The 16,847-nt window shown below is 45.8% G+C and carries 16 protein-coding genes and 1 riboswitch; of the genes, 11 read left to right on the top strand and 5 right to left on the bottom strand.

All coding sequences use genetic code 11. The features are described from left to right. Positions 1 to 153 precede the first annotated feature (153 nt). Positions 154 to 1,050, bottom strand: coding sequence for an oxygen-dependent tRNA uridine(34) hydroxylase TrhO (gene trhO, locus NYE35_RS22735; RefSeq protein WP_076223570.1), 897 nt, complete (start codon positions 1,048 to 1,050; stop codon positions 154 to 156). Between the two features lie 302 nt (positions 1,051 to 1,352). On the opposite strand from trhO, the gene NYE35_RS22730 reads away from it, so the two are divergent. Both NYE35_RS22730 and NYE35_RS22725 read left to right on the top strand, forming a co-directional pair. Then, positions 1,353 to 2,147 carry a TIGR00266 family protein gene (locus NYE35_RS22730; RefSeq protein ID WP_038572584.1) on the top strand — a complete coding sequence of 265 codons (795 nt, stop codon included), beginning with the start codon at positions 1,353 to 1,355 and terminating at the stop codon, positions 2,145 to 2,147. Positions 2,148 to 2,217: 70 nt separating this feature from the next. Then, positions 2,218 to 2,445, top strand: a complete 228-nt coding sequence (locus NYE35_RS22725) for a hypothetical protein (protein WP_341122080.1) — start codon at positions 2,218 to 2,220, stop codon at positions 2,443 to 2,445. 735 nt (positions 2,446 to 3,180) lie between these two features. Here NYE35_RS22725 and NYE35_RS22720 read toward each other — a convergent pair. Then, positions 3,181 to 3,447, bottom strand: a complete 267-nt coding sequence (locus tag NYE35_RS22720) for a hypothetical protein (RefSeq protein ID WP_341122079.1) — start codon at positions 3,445 to 3,447, stop codon at positions 3,181 to 3,183. Positions 3,448 to 3,703: 256 nt separating this feature from the next. On the opposite strand from NYE35_RS22720, the gene NYE35_RS22715 reads away from it, so the two are divergent. The 8 genes from NYE35_RS22715 (at position 3,704) to metE (ending at position 13,112) form a co-directional block, all read left to right on the top strand. Next, positions 3,704 to 4,114: an NlpC/P60 family protein gene (locus tag NYE35_RS22715; RefSeq protein ID WP_076297329.1), complete on the top strand. Its 411-nt coding sequence runs from the start codon at positions 3,704 to 3,706 to the stop codon at positions 4,112 to 4,114. Positions 4,115 to 4,312: 198 nt separating this feature from the next. Continuing rightward, on the top strand, positions 4,313 to 5,014 hold the full coding sequence (locus tag NYE35_RS22710) for a response regulator transcription factor (protein WP_036682984.1): 702 nt from the start codon (positions 4,313 to 4,315) through the stop codon (positions 5,012 to 5,014). Next, a complete protein-coding gene (locus tag NYE35_RS22705) occupies positions 5,011 to 6,018 on the top strand; it encodes a sensor histidine kinase (protein WP_036682982.1) in 1,008 nt (335 codons plus the stop codon). The genes NYE35_RS22710 and NYE35_RS22705 overlap by 4 nt, the downstream gene beginning before the upstream one ends. An 85-nt stretch (positions 6,019 to 6,103) precedes the next feature. Further along, positions 6,104 to 6,874, top strand: a complete 771-nt coding sequence (locus NYE35_RS22700) for an ABC transporter ATP-binding protein (RefSeq protein ID WP_036682980.1) — start codon at positions 6,104 to 6,106, stop codon at positions 6,872 to 6,874. Next, complete coding sequence (locus tag NYE35_RS22695; protein WP_341122078.1) at positions 6,849 to 8,798, top strand: FtsX-like permease family protein; 1,950 nt, start codon at positions 6,849 to 6,851, stop codon at positions 8,796 to 8,798. Before NYE35_RS22700 ends, NYE35_RS22695 begins: the two co-directional genes overlap by 26 nt. Positions 8,799 to 8,815: 17 nt before the next feature. Then, positions 8,816 to 9,439 (top strand): DedA family protein, encoded by a 624-nt coding sequence (locus NYE35_RS22690; protein WP_036682974.1) that lies wholly within the window; start codon positions 8,816 to 8,818, stop codon positions 9,437 to 9,439. A 50-nt stretch (positions 9,440 to 9,489) separates the two neighbouring features. Further along, entirely contained in the window at positions 9,490 to 10,350 is an 861-nt protein-coding gene (locus tag NYE35_RS22685; protein WP_036682972.1) for an undecaprenyl-diphosphate phosphatase, read from the top strand. Positions 10,351 to 10,449: 99 nt separating this feature from the next. Next, positions 10,450 to 10,655: riboswitch (cobalamin riboswitch) on the top strand. Positions 10,656 to 10,808: 153 nt separating this feature from the next. Further along, positions 10,809 to 13,112: a 5-methyltetrahydropteroyltriglutamate--homocysteine S-methyltransferase gene (gene metE / locus NYE35_RS22680; RefSeq protein WP_341122077.1), complete on the top strand. Its 2,304-nt coding sequence runs from the start codon at positions 10,809 to 10,811 to the stop codon at positions 13,110 to 13,112. Between the two features lie 146 nt (positions 13,113 to 13,258). Here the strand turns inward: metE and NYE35_RS22675 are convergent, their stop codons facing one another. After that, positions 13,259 to 13,411 (bottom strand): DUF1540 domain-containing protein, encoded by a 153-nt coding sequence (locus NYE35_RS22675; RefSeq protein WP_076098619.1) that lies wholly within the window; start codon positions 13,409 to 13,411, stop codon positions 13,259 to 13,261. A gap of 428 nt (positions 13,412 to 13,839) precedes the next feature. Here NYE35_RS22675 and NYE35_RS22670 point away from each other — a divergent pair, with 428 nt between their 5' ends. Beyond that, a complete protein-coding gene (locus NYE35_RS22670; protein ID WP_051491265.1) occupies positions 13,840 to 14,955 on the top strand; it encodes a DUF4349 domain-containing protein in 1,116 nt (371 codons plus the stop codon). A 91-nt stretch (positions 14,956 to 15,046) separates the two neighbouring features. Here NYE35_RS22670 and msrA read toward each other — a convergent pair whose 3' ends face one another. Together msrA and NYE35_RS22660 are read right to left on the bottom strand one after the other, a co-directional pair. Beyond that, positions 15,047 to 16,033, bottom strand: a complete 987-nt coding sequence (gene msrA, locus NYE35_RS22665) for a peptide-methionine (S)-S-oxide reductase MsrA (RefSeq protein WP_341122076.1) — start codon at positions 16,031 to 16,033, stop codon at positions 15,047 to 15,049. Positions 16,034 to 16,135: 102 nt separating this feature from the next. Then, positions 16,136 to 16,753: a TVP38/TMEM64 family protein gene (locus NYE35_RS22660; protein ID WP_036682965.1), complete on the bottom strand. Its 618-nt coding sequence runs from the start codon at positions 16,751 to 16,753 to the stop codon at positions 16,136 to 16,138. Between the last annotated feature and the right edge of the window lie 94 nt (positions 16,754 to 16,847).

The following is a 16,847-nucleotide window of genomic DNA, read 5'->3' as shown; positions in this document are numbered from 1 at the left end:
GGTGCAGTCCTAGGGGCGTTGTTCGGACGTTTCGCTCATAACAAAAGATGGCGTACAGTGAAAATCCTGCACGCCACCTTTTAGTTAACTTAAGACTCACTTGTGCTCGTCTTTGAATCGTGTAGAGACATTTGCGACCAGCTTGTCTTTTATTTAGCCCACGGTATTCGTGATAGCTTCGCATTCGTCCGAACAATGACCACTGTGCTGTGTTTCACAGTCCTCACAGCAAATATGCTGAAGATGACAAGCATCATTGGCGCAATTGATAAATTGGTCAGCTGGCTGACCGCAGTGATGGCAACGTCCGACAACGATATCCTCGTCGGTATGATTAATCTGTACGGAGATCCGCTCATCGAAGACATAACATTTTCCATCAAACAGTTGGCCCTGTACCTCAGGGTCTTTACCATAAGTCACAATGCCGCCATCCAACTGGTACACCTGCTCAAAGCCTTCCTTCATCATAAACCCGCTTAATTTCTCGCAGCGGATCCCGCCTGTACAGTAGGTCAGGATTGGTTTATCCTTAAGGTCGCTCATATTCTCGCGAATCCAGTCCGGGAATTCTTTGAAGCTGTCTACTTCGGGGCGGATGGAGCCGCGGAAATGACCAAGATCGAATTCGTAGCCGGTACGACCATCCAGAATCACCACATCGTCGCGCTGCATCATTTCGTAGAAATCTTTAGGCGCCAGATGCTCTCCGGTAATCACGTTAGGGTCCAGTTCATCCTCGACCCGGAACGTCACGAGTTCCTTTTTATAACGAACGAAGATCTTTTTGAAGGCATGACCATCAGCCTTATCGATCTTGAAGACGATATCGCTAAACAGAGGGTTTGCGCGCAAATCCTTCATGTATTGCTCGGTTTGGGCAACCGTACCTGATAGTGTTCCGTTAATGCCTTCATCTGAAATGAGAATTCGTCCCTTTACATCAAGCTCTTTGCAGTAAGCCAAATGCTCCTGGGCGAATAGTTCTGCATCCGGCACTTTTACAAATTTATAGTATAGCAGAATTGCATATTCCGATTGTGGATTCATTCATTTCACCTTTATCATTAGAATTAGACTACTAAATAAACATTTAAGTATAAAAAGTATTGTAACATATTATCAAGTATTGACAAGAGATGTGGTACAGTAACCTGAAGAAAGCTGGTATAAATATCATTTTTCAGGGATACCAGGATTAAGGTCAGCCAGAACCTCTGGTTGATTTTTTCTGCAGGATATAGGCGGTTTTCATGGATAGTTATGATTAGCGAAACCGTGAATCGCAACGCACGTATATATTTTCATTCATAAGTCACATGATGACTTTAATTATAAGGAGGAACTGCGGGATGAGTGCTCATGAGATTGATTATGCCATTATGGGTGAGGAAATACAGTGTGTAGAGGTGCAGCTTGACCCAGGAGAGAGTGTAATTGCCGAAGCCGGGAGCTTCATGATGATGGATCAGGAAATAACAATGGAGACGATATTTGGTGACGGCAGCGGAGGCTCGCGTGGAAGTGGCTTGATGGGGAAGCTGATGGGCGCGGGCAAACGTCTGTTGACAGGTGAAAGCTTGTTTATGACTGTCTTCACACACAGTGGTTCTTATGGGCGTAAAAGTGTTACCTTTGCTGCTCCGTATCCAGGCAAAATCATCCCGCTCGACTTGCAGCAATACGGTGGAAAAATCATCTGTCAAAAGGATTCGTTCCTTTGCGCGGCAAAGGGCGTTTCAATCGGTATTGAATTTCAGCGTAAGCTGGGTACTGGCTTTTTTGGTGGGGAAGGTTTTATTATGCAAAAGCTGGAGGGTGATGGACTTTCATTTGTACACTCTGGCGGTTATGTTATGGAACGCACACTTCAACCGGGAGAGACGCTTAAGCTGGACACTGGCTGTCTAGTCGCTATGACGTCTTCGGTGGATTACAATATTGAGTTTGTAAAAGGGGTCAAAACCGCGCTGTTCGGCGGTGAAGGCCTGTTCTTCGCAACGTTGCGCGGACCCGGCAAGGTGTGGGTACAATCGCTGCCATTCAGCCGAATGGCCGATCGCATCCTGTCCGCTGCCGGCAACAGCGGTCGGAAAGAAGAAGGAAGCGTGCTTGGTGGGCTTGGTAATTTGCTGGATGGCAGATAAGTCTGCGTGAGCGAAGCGCATAGCGTGGGAGTAGAGGATATATGGAATGTGGAGTGAGCGTGGAAAGCATATGAAGCAAAGAGCGTACGAAATATGGAGTGAGCGTGGAATTGCTGAGCATATGAGGCAAAGAGCGCGCGAAATGTGGAGTGAGCGTGGAAAGCATATGAAGCAAAGAGCGTACGAAATATGGAGTGAGCGTGGAAATGCTGAACATATGAAGCAAAGAGCTTACGAAATGTGGAGTGAGCTTGGAATTGCTGAGCATATGAGGCAAAGAGCGCGCGGAATATGGTGAGCGTGGAAATGCTGAACATATGTAGCAAAGAGCGTACGAAATATGGAGTGAGCGTGGAATTGCTGAACATATGTAGCAAAGAGCGTACGAAATATGGAGTGAGCGTGGAAATACTGAGCATATGAGGCAAAGAGCGTACGAAATGTGGAACAAAGAGCGTACGAAATATGGAGCATATGAGGTATACAACATTACAAGAGGACGCATCGTTTCAGCGGTGGTTCTATATTGGGATGGTGAAACAAGGGCAGAAATGCCCTTGTTTTGCTGTAAAGGTTTAGTATCGCGCGAAAGAAGGGCGAAAGTACCTTTGATTTGCTCGAATGAGCTAGTGTGACGCGAAAGAAGGGTAAAAGTGCCTTTGATTTACTCGATACTGCCAAATGAAGTGTATAAATCCCGTAGAATGGAGCCGATGGAGCACATATAGCCAAATGAACGGTATAAATCCCGTAGAATGGAGCCGATGGAGCACATATAGCCAAATGAACGGTATAAATCCCGCAGAATGGAGCGGATGGAGTAGTTGCGGCCAAATGAACGGTATAATCCCGTAGAATAGAGCCGACGGAGCACCTATAGCCAAATGTACGGTATAAATCCCGTAGAATGGAGCCGACGGAGCACATATAGCCAAATGAACGGTATAAATCCCGTAGAATGGAGCCGACGGAGCACATATAGCCAAATGTACGGTATAAATCCCGTAGAATGGAGTCGATGGAGCGTATATGGTCAAATGAGCGGTATAAATCCCGCAGAATGGAGCGGATGGAGTAGTTGCGGCCAAAGGAGCGGTATAATCCCATAGAATGGAGCCGATCGAGCGTATACATCTCTATAAGCGCTATATATCCACAGATAAGTTACTTCAACAAGCAATAAGTTACTTATGTTCGATGGGATATCACCGTTCGGCGTCTGCAATATCAACTCTAAATTGTCCTCCACTACCGTTATCGCTACCACCGCTGCCACCTCCACTACCGTTATCGCTGCCATCGCTATCTATGCTGCCACCGCTGCCACCACCACTACTGTAATCTTAAACCAATTTATAGTTTGTTAAAGCCGTAATGGGCTATGCTCATTTACGGTTTTTTATGTTTTTGTAAGTAATGGTTGGCCGAAGTAGATGACCACTCAGGTAGGATTGGGATAGTTTAATTAATAACTATATAATACCAGTTCATGAGTAGCTGGTTCAGGTATGATGTGTTCAACACTAAATCGTACTTTGGAGGAATGTATATTGGTAATGGACGTGGAATTTGGCAAGGAAATTGAGAATGCTATTAGTTGGGCTAAAGAGCGGCTGGGGTCGCAGGAGTATCCGCTGCGTTGTCTTGCTTTTGTTGAAGATGCATATGAAAGAAGCAATGGGATCGAAATGTGGGGAGGCAGCGATGCACGTGAATCCGCTGAGCTGTACGATGCGCACAAGAACACCGGGGCTCCGCCAGCTGGCGCGTTTGTTTTTTATACTTGCTCAGGTTTGGTGGACGGTGAGCTTAAGGATTGGGGGCATGTAGCTTTGGCCCTTGGGAATGGCGAGGCCATTCATGCCTGGGATAAAGTAAGGATAGATCACTACATGGAAATTTGCCATCTGCAAGTTGCTCCAGGCTGGAGCCAACCAGAACTTATCGGCTGGGCACCTGTAGAGTGAGTTCTTGCCGGGATTCAGAAGAAACAATGGGACTAGTTGATATCCTCAAACCTAACTTATCCAAGAACCTAGAAGGTGCCGTAAATAGGTGCTTCATGGGTTCTTTTTTCTTCCTTCTGATTTGACTAACCCTATGCACGGTGTATATATTATTTGGCAGACCCCCTTATATTGTTAAGGCTGGACCGGAGGTATGATATGTTTAAAATATTTATTATAGAAGATGACCGTGGACTTGTGGCTTTGCTGCAGGATTATTTACATAAGTTTGGATATGATACGCAGGCGGTGAGTGATTTTGAGCGGGTCCGCACTCAGTTTGAGGCGTTCGCGCCACATCTGGTGCTCCTTGATGTTAATTTGCCAAAATACGATGGTTATTACTGGTGCCGCCAAATTCGCGGAATTTCAACCTGCCCTATTCTTTTTATATCTGCCCGCGATGGCAAAATGGACCAAGTAATGGCGCTGGAAAATGGAGCCGACGATTATATCACTAAGCCTTTTGATTACGAAATCGCGATGGCCAAAATCAAAAGTCAGCTGCGGCGCGCCTACGGCACCTATGCCGGAGGGAATAATGAACGCACACTGAACGTTGCGGGAATGACGCTGGATGTAGAGCGGCTAATCCTTACCCGAGGCGAAGCTAAAGTGGACTTGAGCCACACGGAAGCCAAAATACTAGATGAGCTGATGCAAAAGTCCGGAGTCATCGTTACCCGGGACAGGCTGCTCGAAAAAATCTGGGATGATCAAGCCTTCGTGGATGAAAATACATTAAATGTATATGTTACCCGTGTACGCAAAAAACTTGCTGCTCTCGCTATCACAGATGGACTACAAACCGTGCGCGGTCAAGGCTACCGTTTGATTCCGAATTGGGGGGATGAGGAATGAAGTTGTTTTTAAGGGAACAGTTCCCCCTGATCGTGGTTTATCTAGCCCAGCTAGTCCTGATCACATTAGTGTATCGGCTGGATGGAGGCAGCGGTCTGAATGTAAGTTTATATGCCGCGCTGCTCAGCACTTGTCTACTGATTGGCTACCTCGCTTACCGTTATGTCACCAATCGCACGTTCTATGAACGTTTGGAGACTACGCCCTCCTCTCTCGATGAGGCAGGTGGCCCTGCACAGGATTCTCCGCTAGCCGTAAGCTTGCGAGGTTTACTGGGGTCGCAATTCCGCCTCTACAAAAATGATTTGCACAGCTACCGCCACAAATTAGAAGAACATATTCACTTTATTAATCAATGGGTACATGGCATGAAGACGCCGTTGTCTGTCATTCATCTGATCATTCAGGATAAGGATGGCCCTCCTTTTACGGCAATTGGTGATGAACTGGATCGTCTGAAAAAAGGACTGGATACCGTGCTTTATACGGCCCGACTGGATACTTTTGAACACGATTTCTATGTGGAACGGCTGAATTTGGAGACAATCGTGCGTGGTGTGACCTCTGAGCAGAAGCGGCTTTTTATTCGAAAAAGAGTTTTTCCAGCTATACAAATAGATGAGCAGATTACCGTAACTACGGATGAAAAATGGCTCACTTTTGTCCTTACGCAGCTGATTACGAACGCTGTACGTTATACGACTGAAGAGGGCAAACATGTTTTTTTCCAAGGGATGGTCACGGAAGATAAGCAGACTGTGCTTGAGATCCGGGATGAAGGAGTGGGCATACCCGCAGGAGATCTGCCGCGCGTGTTCGATGCATATTTTACCGGGGTGAATGGACGAACCTTCCAGGAATCTACGGGGATGGGTTTATATCTCGTGAAGCAGATCTGCGGCAAGCTTGGACATGAGGTGAGTATCCGTTCCGAAGAAGGAAGCGGGACCACCGTGCGGATTGTATTTAGGGAGCAGCATATAACAAACCTTACAAATGTGTAAGGGCATTGTAAGTTTCAGAAATAGCAGCCCATGTGTACACTTTGTATAATGAAGGCAATCCAGTCGAAAGAAGGAGAGGTAACACTTGCCCATTCTAGATGTTCATAATTTATCAAAAATATATGAGGGTAAAGTGTCCACTCAGGCGCTGAATCATATCCGCTTTTCTGTAGAAAAGGGGGAGTTCGTTGGCATAATGGGCCCATCAGGGAGTGGGAAAACAACGCTGCTCAACACGATTGCCACCATCGACCAACCGACCTCCGGTCAGATTCTGATCAACGGCCGAGATCCTAATCTGCTTAGCAGAAAAGAAAAGGCACTTTTTCGCCGTCATGAGCTAGGCTTCGTCTTTCAGCATTTTAATCTACTGGATACGCTCACTGTAGAGGAGAACATCGTATTACCTTTAACGCTTGCAGGTGCCCGTGTCCCAGAGATGGAGAGCAGGTTAAAAGAGGTCACTACCTTGCTTGGCATCGAACATTTGCTGAAGAAGCGCACGTATGAGGTCTCAGGCGGACAAATGCAGCGGGCGGCTATCGCCCGGGCGATGATTCATCGTCCAGCGTTAATTTTGGCGGATGAGCCCACAGGCAATCTGGATTCCAAAGCCTCAGGGGAAGTCATGAATATGTTGACAGAGGTGAATAAGGAAGAAGGAGCTACGGTGCTGATGGTCACGCATGATGCAGTGGCTGCGAGCTTTTGCAACCGGGTCATCTTTATTAAAGACGGACGTTTCTATAGTGAAATGTACAAAGGGAGTAATAGAGGCGCTTTCTTCCAAAGTATTATTGATATGCTGTCTCTGCTTGGGGGAACCAGCCATGACCTTTCGGCAATTCGCTTATAGGAATGTAACACGTAATAAACGCAAATATGCCGCTTATTTTGTCGTCAGTGCTTTTTCGGTGATGATCTTTTTCGTGTGCGCTTTGTTTATTTACCATCCGGATATTTCAAAGAGCTTAATTTATAGTACGGCGGCTCATACGATGATGGTGGCAGAGGCAATTATTTATGTCTTTTGTTCTTTGTTCGTGCTCGTATCCGTTGGATCCTTCCTGCAGTCGCGGAAGATGGAGTTCGGAATTTTATTGATGCATGGAATGACGAAGAGACAGCTAAACACCATGGTTTTTCTGGAAAATATGATGATCGGCACCTCTGCCATCCTGACGGGTACCCTTCTCGGGTTACTTCTGGGCAAATTATTCCTGATGATCGGATCCACTTTTTTGGGAATTCCCCTGTTAACCTTTCATCTCCCATGGCAGGCACTTGTGCTTACGATCTGCAGCTTCGTGTTATTGTTTTTTCTGATATCGCTTTGCACCTTTGTTTTTATCGGCAATGAGTCACTGATGCGTCTGTTTCAGGGAGAACGTAAGGCAGAAGAAGAACCCAAAGTATCGTTTATATTGTCATTTATCTCTGCTGTACTGCTGATCAGTGGTTATTATATGGCGGCTACTGCAAAAGCTGCTTCCGTAGAGAAAGTCATGTTTCCGGTCGTTGCGATTACGGTTATCGGGACGTATCTCTTTTATACCCAGCTAAGTATTTGTTTGGTTAAGCTGCTTAAGGACATTCGGCGCTTGTATTGGCATCGTACGAATATCATCACTTTATCCGGTTTGTCCTACCGCTGGAAAGAGAATGGCCGAATGTTTTTTATGGTGACGATTGTATCCGCAGTCTCCTTCACTTCCGTAGGGGTATTTGCATCGATACATACACTTTCCAGAGAGCTGAAATTGGATTATCCCGCAGCAGTGGGTTATGTAGCCAAAGGAAATCAGACGGGTGTACCCTTTGATCAGCATCTGAACGAAATTAAGGAAGAGCTCAAGACGCACGAACTCCCTTATGAGGCGCTTAGTATCCCGATTAAATATGCTGAGGTTGAAGCTCAGACTGGACCCGATCGCACTTTACGCCTTCCCTTGATTGCTTTCAGTGATTATAATCTCGCCCTGCAACGTGCAGGCTTCCCAACAGATGAGCGTGCTCTGGTGGGCAACGAAGGTCTGGTGATGATTGGTTCACAGCGGGATCGCAGTTTAACAGAAGGCAGAGTAAAAGCGGTCTATTCCTTGCAGCAAGGACTTGCCATTAAAGAAATAGGTTATACCGAGCAAGTTCCCATCGCCGAATATTTATTGCCGGAGCTGGATGGTAGAGATGGCGGGGATTTTAGTGGTGTCGTGATCAGTGATGAGCTCTACAGCGCTATTGATCCCGTGCAGACGGATCTTTATACAGGTTTTTATGTAGAGGATTTTCCACAGACGGTAGGTATCGCTGCTGATCTTGCCCATAAAGGCAAACAGTCCTATGAAAGTGATTCTCCGTATGCGATTGTGATCAGCGGCACGCTGTTTGAGCTTCAGAAAACATTGTATAACACAATGCTTTTTGCTTCCTTGCTGGTGGGTACTGTCTTTTTTATCGCGGCAGGCAGCTTTCTTTACTTCCGGTTATATACCGATCTTGATCATGATCGCAATCAATATTCCACTTTGTCCAAGATGGGGCTTACGGATAAAGAACTCAATCGAATAGTTACGATTCAGCTGTCTTTGTTGTTTTTTGTGCCGGTCGGAATAGCTATTTTACACAGTGTGTTTGCCTTTATTGCGCTTCAACGGTTGTTCTACTTATCTATCGCAACGGAGACAGGCGCGGTGTTACTCGGATATTTGGCTGCTCAAGGACTATACTTCTTTTTTATTCGCAGCCGCTATTTACGCAACCTGAAGAAGAACTTGATATGAGAAATGGGGGTAACAAGATGCAAGCATGGATTACAGATTTTATGGAGCAGTTTGGTTACTTCGGTATTTTTCTGATGCTGGCCTTTGAAAATATATTTCCACCAATTCCTTCAGAAGTGATCCTGCCCTTTGGAGGATTTATGACCACTACGACGAGCTTAACGATCCCTGGTGTAATCATTGCTGCCACGGCTGGATCACTACTGGGTGCAGTAATTCTCTATTATATTGGCCGATTATTGGATGTGAGCCGGTTAGAGAAACTGGTTGAACGCTGGGGGGGCCTAATTCGCGTCACTAAAAAAGATATCCACAAGGCTGACGCCTGGTTTGATAAATATGGCTACTGGACTGTATTGTTTTGTCGGATGGTTCCGCTGGTCCGCAGTCTGATTTCGATTCCGGCGGGAATGTCGGGCATGAAATTTGGAGTATTTATGATCTTCACAACGATTGGCACATTGGGATGGAATTTGCTGCTTGTGCTTATTGGCGCGGCTTTAGGAGAATCCTGGGAAGACATTGCTATGTACATGGACGTGTACTCCAATGTAGTCTATGTACTAATTGCTGGTGGATTAGTTATTCTTGGGTTTCTGTACTTCCGCAAACGCAGCCGGAGAATGAACACTGAGGGCTAAGCGGGTAGTGGACTGATAATAGAAATGACTATTGAAAAGGAGGGAAACACATGGAGCTATTAACGATTATTAAAGCCATTATTTTGGGGCTTGTTGAAGGTTTAACCGAATTTGCTCCAGTATCCTCCACGGGTCATATGATTATTGTTGATGATATGTGGCTGAAATCACAGGAGTTATTTGGACAATATACGGCAAATACCTTCAAAATAGTTATTCAACTGGGTTCTATATTAGCGGTTGTTGTGATTTTTAGAAATCGATTCATTGATCTGTTGGGCTTAAGGCGTTTCAGCCGTAAGCAGTTGGACCCTGTAACAGAGAAGCTACCGCAGTTAGAGCAGGGGGGGCACCTCAAGCTGACACAGGTTCTGGTAGGGTTAGTGCCTGCAGGTGTGTTAGGTGTTCTGTTTAATGATTATATTGATGAGCATTTATTCTCTACCTCAACGGTGTTAATTGGTCTAGTGATCGGGGCTATATTAATGATTATTGCGGATCTGTTTGGGCCGAAGAAGATCAGAACTGAGAGTGTAGATCAGATTACATACAAACAGGCACTTGGTGTAGGTCTTGTACAGTGTTTTTCGTTATGGCCTGGATTTTCACGCTCGGGCTCGACGATTTCTGGTGGCGTAATCCTCGGGATGAGCCATCGTGCCGCTGCTGATTTTACGTTTATTATGGCAGTACCCATCATGGCAGGTGCCAGTCTGTTGTCACTGATGAAGAACTGGCAATATTTCACCATGGACGCGCTGCCGTTTTTTATTGCAGGCTTTATTAGTGCCTTCCTATTTGCGCTGTTATCGATGCGTTTCTTCTTAAAACTGATCAATCGTATCAAGCTCTTACCGTTTGCTATATACCGTATAATTCTTGCTGCTGTAGTATATTTCGTATTTTTCTAAGTCCGTTATAAGGAATCGATATAACAGAAGCCCCAGTAATCTATTGCAGATTGCTGGGGCTTTCACGTATGATGACATCAGATTAAGACACTCAAATGATGAATGATATCGGAGACAGGTGCTGACCGGAAAATAGTAATTCGGTAGGCTTAATAGGGAAATTCGGTTCGAAGCCGATGCGGTCCCGCCACTGTAACGGAAGAATCTCGAGCAACAGAGGTCACTGGCAATTTACTACTGCTGGGAAGACTGCTCAAGATGTTGACGCCGCTAGCCAGGAGACCTGCCTGTTTCAACAGCACTGCTTCACCTACGGAAGATAGGGAGGTGTTAGACGTACCATGGGTATATCATGGGCGTCTTTCCCTTTGACTTTTTTAGGGAAGGGCGCTCTTTTTTATAGGAAAGCAAGTAGTTTTGGAGTTTGAAATAAGAGATTGAAGAGGGAGTGTATCGAAATGACGAATAAGGTAAAAGTAAGCAATCTTGGATATCCGAGAATCGGAAAGAACCGCGAATGGAAAAAGGCACTGGAGGCATTCTGGCAGGGGAAAATAAATGAGGAGCAATTCCGCTCCGAAATGGCAGCAATCCAGCTGCAGCATTTGAAGACCCAGCAAGAAGCAGGAATTGAGCTTATTCCGGTAAATGATTTTACATTTTATGATCATGTGTTGGATGCGGCTGTTATGTTTGGAATCGTACCTCCACGGTATGCGTATGATGGCGGCGACATCGGGCTTGATCTTTATTTTGCAATGGCCCGTGGTAATGCTGAGGCTACTGCCTGCGAGATGACCAAATGGTTCAATACGAACTATCACTATATCGTTCCAGAGATCGGCACACAAACACCACGCCTGACTGAAAACAAACCTCTAGCGGCTTATCGTTTTGCTAAATCGCAGGCAGGGATTGAAGGTAAACCGGTACTTTTAGGTCTGTATACCTTCCTTAAGCTGTCCAAAGGTTACGCAGCGGCAGATATCGCCAAGATTGCTGCACGTTTTGTTCCAGTCTATGTTCAACTGCTACAGGAACTGAAGCAAGAAGGGGTAAGCTGGGTACAAATCGATGAGCCAGCGATTGTTACAGGCATAAGTAAAGAAGAATTAACACTGCTTAACTCGATATACACAGACATTGCCGGCTCCGTGCCGGGCTTGAATATTATTTTACAGACGTATTTTGAAGCTGCTGAGCCGCTGGAGGCACTGCTAGAGCTGCCTGTTCAAGGCTTGGGTCTTGACTTTGTGCACGATGGTGGAACGAATCTGGCTTCCATCGAACGTCTTGGCTGGCCGAAGGACAAATGGCTGGGTGCCGGAATTATTGATGGACGGAACATTTGGCGTTCCGATTTAGACGCCAAGCTGCAACTGGTAGAAAAGCTCAGCATTCATGTACCGCTTGATCGTCTTATTCTTCAGCCTTCTTGCAGTCTGCTGCATGTCCCAGTCACCGTTCAAGGTGAAGTGAAGCTGAAGGCGACAGTTAAGAATGCGTTAGCCTTTGCCGATGAGAAGCTTAAAGAGCTTAGTCTGCTCGGAGCAGCCATCGCAGATAAAGGAGAAGCTTCTCAAGCAGCGCTGGCCGCTAGTCGTGAAGCTATTGCAGCGTTCCGCGCACTACCTGAGCGTGGCCGTAAGGATGTGGCGGAGCAAGTGCTTGCACTTGCAGCTCTACCAGACCAACGCAGTCTGCCTTTTGCTGAGCGCTTAAAGGTGCAGCAAGAGAAATGGCAGCTTCCACTTCTGCCAACCACTACAATTGGTAGCTTTCCGCAGACAGTCGAAGTGCGCCAGGCGAGATTGAAATGGCGTAAAGGGGTCTGGAATCAGGAGCGTTATGATGGATTTGTTCGTGAGCAGATCGCGGATGCAATTACCTTCCAAGAAAAGCTAGGTCTGGATGTTCTGGTCCACGGCGAGTTCGAGCGTACAGATATGGTGGAGTTTTTCGGAGAAAAGCTGGATGGATACTTGTTTACTAGTAATGGCTGGGTTCAATCCTACGGTTCCCGTTGCGTTAAGCCGCCGGTGATCTACGCGGATATTGCATTTATACAGCCTATGACTGTTAAAGAAAGCGTCTATGCACAATCGTTGACGAAGCTTCCGGTTAAAGGAATGTTGACGGGCCCTGTTACTATCCTCAATTGGTCATTTGTACGTGATGATCTCAGCCGGGAAGAGGTAGCCAATCAAATTGCTCTTGCCCTTCGCCATGAAGTAAAAGCGTTGGAAGATGCAGGCATCGAAATGATTCAAGTGGATGAGCCGGCTATTCGTGAAGGACTTCCGCTAAAGGCAGAAGACCGTGAGCATTACCTGAACTGGGCAGTGAAGTCGTTCCGTGTTGCCACGAACCATGTGAAGGCTACGACACAAATTCATACGCATATGTGCTATAGCGAATTTAATGACATGATCGATTCAATATCGGCTATGGATGCTGATGTAATCTCCATTGAGACTTCACGTAGCCATGGTGAGCTGATTATCAGCTTTGAGGAGCAGGCCTATGATAAAGGAATCGGTCTTGGAGTGTACGACATCCATAGCCCGCGGGTTCCAGCTGTCGAAGAAATGACTGCGAATATCGATCGTGCGCTGCGGGTGCTTGACCCTGAACAGTTCTGGATTAATCCGGATTGCGGTCTGAAAACGCGTGGCTGGCAGGAGACAGAGGATGCACTACGTAACATGGTAAGAGCTGCTGCTATTGCGAGGGAAAAGACAGGGGTTATTGCTTCTAAATAGACTTAAATAAATTAGAGCCAGGGTAATTTACCCTGGCTTTTTAGTTCAATTATTTTTTTGTAATCAGATACTTGATAATAATTCTCAATCTTGTTAGAATGAAAAAGAAAAAGAAGGAACCGTGGAGGGTCCCTTTAGGCATTTACTTATTTACTTTCGAAAGTTTTGCAATCTGTTTCTTCTGCGCGTTTTGGTTCTTGGGAGCTGTGGAAAGCTACGAAGATCGATTCAGCGCTGCATTTGTTCTCTTCTGCCCAGTGGGTGCAGGAGTTAACTTCACAAACTACGTCTTTTGCCATGAGGGTTCACCTCCCCTTTTAGTAATTGACAGTATCATTCAAAGAACGGCTCTGTTCAGCAAGGTGGAGCTTGTCTCAGCAAAGCCGTGTCACGCCCTCATTCATTATGAATAGAGGGTATTTGGATTTTTTTACTAGGTTAGACGTGGTAATTGTACCAAATAATGAGTTTGTAAGCAAATGAGTTCTTTAACTTTCAGGACCCCTCCCACATAAAAAATATGTCCAATAAGAGCCGCAGAAATGCGGCTTTTTGTGTATTTCAACATGAAAAACCAAAAGAAATTTACCGAAATTCCATATTCCAGTGCAACCTTCCAAGTTTTGGGGCGTCAAAGAAATGAGAGACGGAAGAGATCTGTATAGAACATGACATTCCGTAACGTTACAATGCTAGGGATTACCACTACATTTTTGGAGGAATGAGAATGCGCAAATGGGGTCTGCATTACTTATGTTTATTAATTCTTGCGGTGGTATTGGCAGGTTGTGGCTCGGGTGATAACAATTCGGCAGCTGACAAATTAGCTAGTGACGGCGGAAATACGAGTAATTCTGCTGCAGCAACAACTGAGCAATCTTCAAAAGCTACATTAGCGGATAAGAACACCTCAGCAGAGGCTGAGACAGCAGCGGGAGGCAACGAAGCCCCAGTTGAAAAAGGTTTGACATCAGAGAACACGGATCAAGCAAACGCGGGATTCACGGGCAGTGATGTCGTGGAAGGATTGAACAAGAAGCTTATCTATCATGCCAATCTGACTATGGAAGTAGAAGACTACGGTAAAGCTCAGACTGAAATTCGAAACATGGTAACGATGGCTAAAGGATATATTATAGAGTTTAACGAGAACATGTCGCAATATGAGCAAGGGGGGACGTTTATCCTTAAGGTGCCAGCCTCCGGATTCTCTCCTTTTCTGAATAATTTGGAAAAAGTAAAACACGAATCGCTACAGCGCAGCATTCAAGGTCAGGATGTCTCGGAGGAGTATGTTGATCTAGAGTCGCGTCTGAAGGCAAAGCAGTTAATGGAAGCTCAATATACTGAGTTTATGAAAAAAGCAACGAAATCAAGTGATCTGGTCGCCTTTGCAAACGAGCTTGGTTCGATTCAAGAAACGATTGAGCAGATCAAAGGCAGAATGCGATATATAGATCAGAACGTATCCTTTTCAACGGTAGAGCTTAGAGTGTACCAGACGGATGAGAGCTTAGCTGTGAAGGAAAAGGCAGAGCAAGGTCCATTGCTGGAACGCGCATCAGATGCTTTAAAAGGAAGCCTGAACGCACTATCTGTTATGTTTCAGTGGATTTTTGTAATTCTTGCAGGCGCATTGCCGATTCTAATCGGTGCGGGCATTATTTTAGCCATCGTTTGGTTTGCCCGCAAAAATATCCGCGTACGACGGGAGCAGCAGACCCAGCGGATACGGCAGGAAAATCGGGAGCTGAACAAGGAGGTACTCCCTGCACCAGCAGAGCCAAAGGTGACAACCTCAATAAAGGATAAGAAAGCGAACGAGGACGAGAATAAAGAATAAGCTCCTATGAATTAAAAAGCCTCCAATTCATGGTATACCGTGAATTGGAGGCTTTTCTATAAGACAGTACAGTTTCGCACGTTATCGAAGATTAGGCAGGCTGGAAGAGTACACGATACTCGCCATAGCCCTCTTTCTCCAGATCCTCTTTCGGTATAAATCGCAGTGCCGCTGAATTAATGCAGTAGCGCAGGCCGTTTTCCCCTGGACCATCGTCGAAGACATGACCTAGATGGGAATTTGCTACTTTGCTGCGCACTTCTGTGCGAACCATCAAATGGCTGAGGTCCGTCTTTTCCTTCACGGCGTAATCGCGGATTGGACGTGTAAAGCTGGGCCAGCCACAACCGGAATCGTATTTATCCTGCGAACTGAATAATGCTTCACCAGATACGATATCTACATAAATGCCTTCTCCGTGGTGATCCCAAAAATCATTTCGGAAAGGTGACTCTGTAGCGCTATTCTGAGTGACTTCATATTGAAGTGGCGTCAGACGTTCTTTCAAGCTTAGTTTATCTTCTTTATGTGTCCAGTGGGTTTCGATAAAATCCTCTCGGCCGGAACCCTTACGGTAACGTTTGTAGTGGCCCGGGTTCTTACGATGGTAGCCCTGATGATATTCTTCGGCAGGATAGAAGGTTGCTGCCGGGAGGATCGGGGTAACAATCGGGCTAGCGAATCGTCCGCTTTCTTGCAAAGCTGCCTTGGAAGCCTCTGCTTGTTGCTTTTGCTCTTCAGAATGGGTGAAGATAGCCGTTCCGTAAGAGGTGCCGCGATCATGGAATTGTCCACCCGCATCGGTTGGGTCAATTTGCTGCCAGAATAACTCAAGCAGCTTGCTATAAGGGAAAATTTCTGAGTTGAACGTAATTTGTACCGCTTCAACATGTCCTGTGGTTTCGGAGCATACCTCTTCATAGGTAGGATTCACTGTATGCCCGCCAGTATAGCCGGAGACGACACTAATAATGCCTGGCAATTCCTCGAACGGCGAGACCATGCACCAGAAGCATCCACCTGCAAAGGTTGCTTTTTCCGCCTTGGAATTTATATGGTTAGTCTGATGTTCACTCATTAATATCCCTCCATTCATGTAATGCAATTAAATAGATCACAATCTAATTATAAAGCAAATAACCACAGCCTGCCAGCTTCCGCCAAATAAGCTCTCTGTTACCTAGTGTTTTTTTACTTCCTGTGAACTGTAACGAAAGCTTAGTCCGGCTATAATAAGCACAATGGCATAAACAACGATGGCTATAATCGCATTTCCAGGGTTCTGGAACAGTTGATCCCCAAGGAAGGCATACAAGGCGATGCCTGGGATTTTTCCAATAGCTGAGGCAGCTAGATAACTCCAGAAGGGCAGCCCGGCTGCTCCGGCATAGATGTTAACTGCTGTCTGCGGGATAATCGGCAAGAGACGTGCTAAGACAATAGAAGCAAAGGGCCGCCGTTCTATGCCTTTTGTGAATTTTTCAAGTAGGGGAATAGAAGTCAGATAAGCTCTCGCTTGATCTTGAAATAAGAACTTCACTACGCCGAAAAGGAATGCGGCAGCAAGGGTTGTAGCTACCCAGCAAATTAAAGCACCAGCCAAACTTCCGTATGCATAACCAAAAAATCCGATGACCGCTTTGTACGGTACAACTGGAAAGAGAGCCAGTAAAGTTGCGATCCCTATAGAGCCGAAAAGATTATGATCCTCTTTCATCCAGCTAAGGATGTCATATCTGTAGATAAACGCAAGGATTGTGCCCGAAACATAAAGAATAATCGAGAACCATTTTCTCATAGCTAATATACCCTTTCTTCCACTCATTCATCTCATCATACGGGATAAAAAGTAAATATTGAAGTGAAGATCATTGTCGGCGAACGCCAAGCAG

It is taken from the genome of Paenibacillus sp. FSL L8-0494, assembly GCF_038003695.1.
GTDB lineage: Bacteria > Bacillota > Bacilli > Paenibacillales > Paenibacillaceae > Paenibacillus_AQ > Paenibacillus_AQ odorifer.
This window is presented reverse-complemented; position numbering and strand designations above follow the sequence as displayed.

Excerpts from the sequence above, each read along its gene's own strand:
- metE (WP_341122077.1), top strand. The coding sequence starts at position 10,809 with ATGACGAATAAGGTAAAAGTAAGCAATCTTGGATATCCGAGAATCGGA.
- NYE35_RS22685 (WP_036682972.1), top strand. The coding sequence starts at position 9,490 with ATGGAGCTATTAACGATTATTAAAGCCATTATTTTGGGGCTTGTTGAA.
- msrA (WP_341122076.1), bottom strand. The coding sequence starts at position 16,033 with ATGAGTGAACATCAGACTAACCATATAAATTCCAAGGCGGAAAAAGCA.
- NYE35_RS22690 (WP_036682974.1), top strand. The coding sequence starts at position 8,816 with ATGCAAGCATGGATTACAGATTTTATGGAGCAGTTTGGTTACTTCGGT.
- NYE35_RS22660 (WP_036682965.1), bottom strand. The coding sequence starts at position 16,753 with ATGAGAAAATGGTTCTCGATTATTCTTTATGTTTCGGGCACAATCCTT.
- NYE35_RS22730 (WP_038572584.1), top strand. The coding sequence starts at position 1,353 with ATGAGTGCTCATGAGATTGATTATGCCATTATGGGTGAGGAAATACAG.
- NYE35_RS22670 (WP_051491265.1), top strand. The coding sequence starts at position 13,840 with ATGCGCAAATGGGGTCTGCATTACTTATGTTTATTAATTCTTGCGGTG.
- NYE35_RS22695 (WP_341122078.1), top strand. The coding sequence starts at position 6,849 with ATGACCTTTCGGCAATTCGCTTATAGGAATGTAACACGTAATAAACGC.
- trhO (WP_076223570.1), bottom strand. The coding sequence starts at position 1,050 with ATGAATCCACAATCGGAATATGCAATTCTGCTATACTATAAATTTGTA.
- NYE35_RS22720 (WP_341122079.1), bottom strand. The coding sequence starts at position 3,447 with ATGGCAGCGATAACGGTAGTGGAGGTGGCAGCGGTGGTAGCGATAACG.
- NYE35_RS22715 (WP_076297329.1), top strand. The coding sequence starts at position 3,704 with ATGGACGTGGAATTTGGCAAGGAAATTGAGAATGCTATTAGTTGGGCT.
- NYE35_RS22705 (WP_036682982.1), top strand. The coding sequence starts at position 5,011 with ATGAAGTTGTTTTTAAGGGAACAGTTCCCCCTGATCGTGGTTTATCTA.
- NYE35_RS22725 (WP_341122080.1), top strand. The coding sequence starts at position 2,218 with ATGAAGCAAAGAGCGTACGAAATATGGAGTGAGCGTGGAATTGCTGAG.
- NYE35_RS22710 (WP_036682984.1), top strand. The coding sequence starts at position 4,313 with ATGTTTAAAATATTTATTATAGAAGATGACCGTGGACTTGTGGCTTTG.
- NYE35_RS22675 (WP_076098619.1), bottom strand. The coding sequence starts at position 13,411 with ATGGCAAAAGACGTAGTTTGTGAAGTTAACTCCTGCACCCACTGGGCA.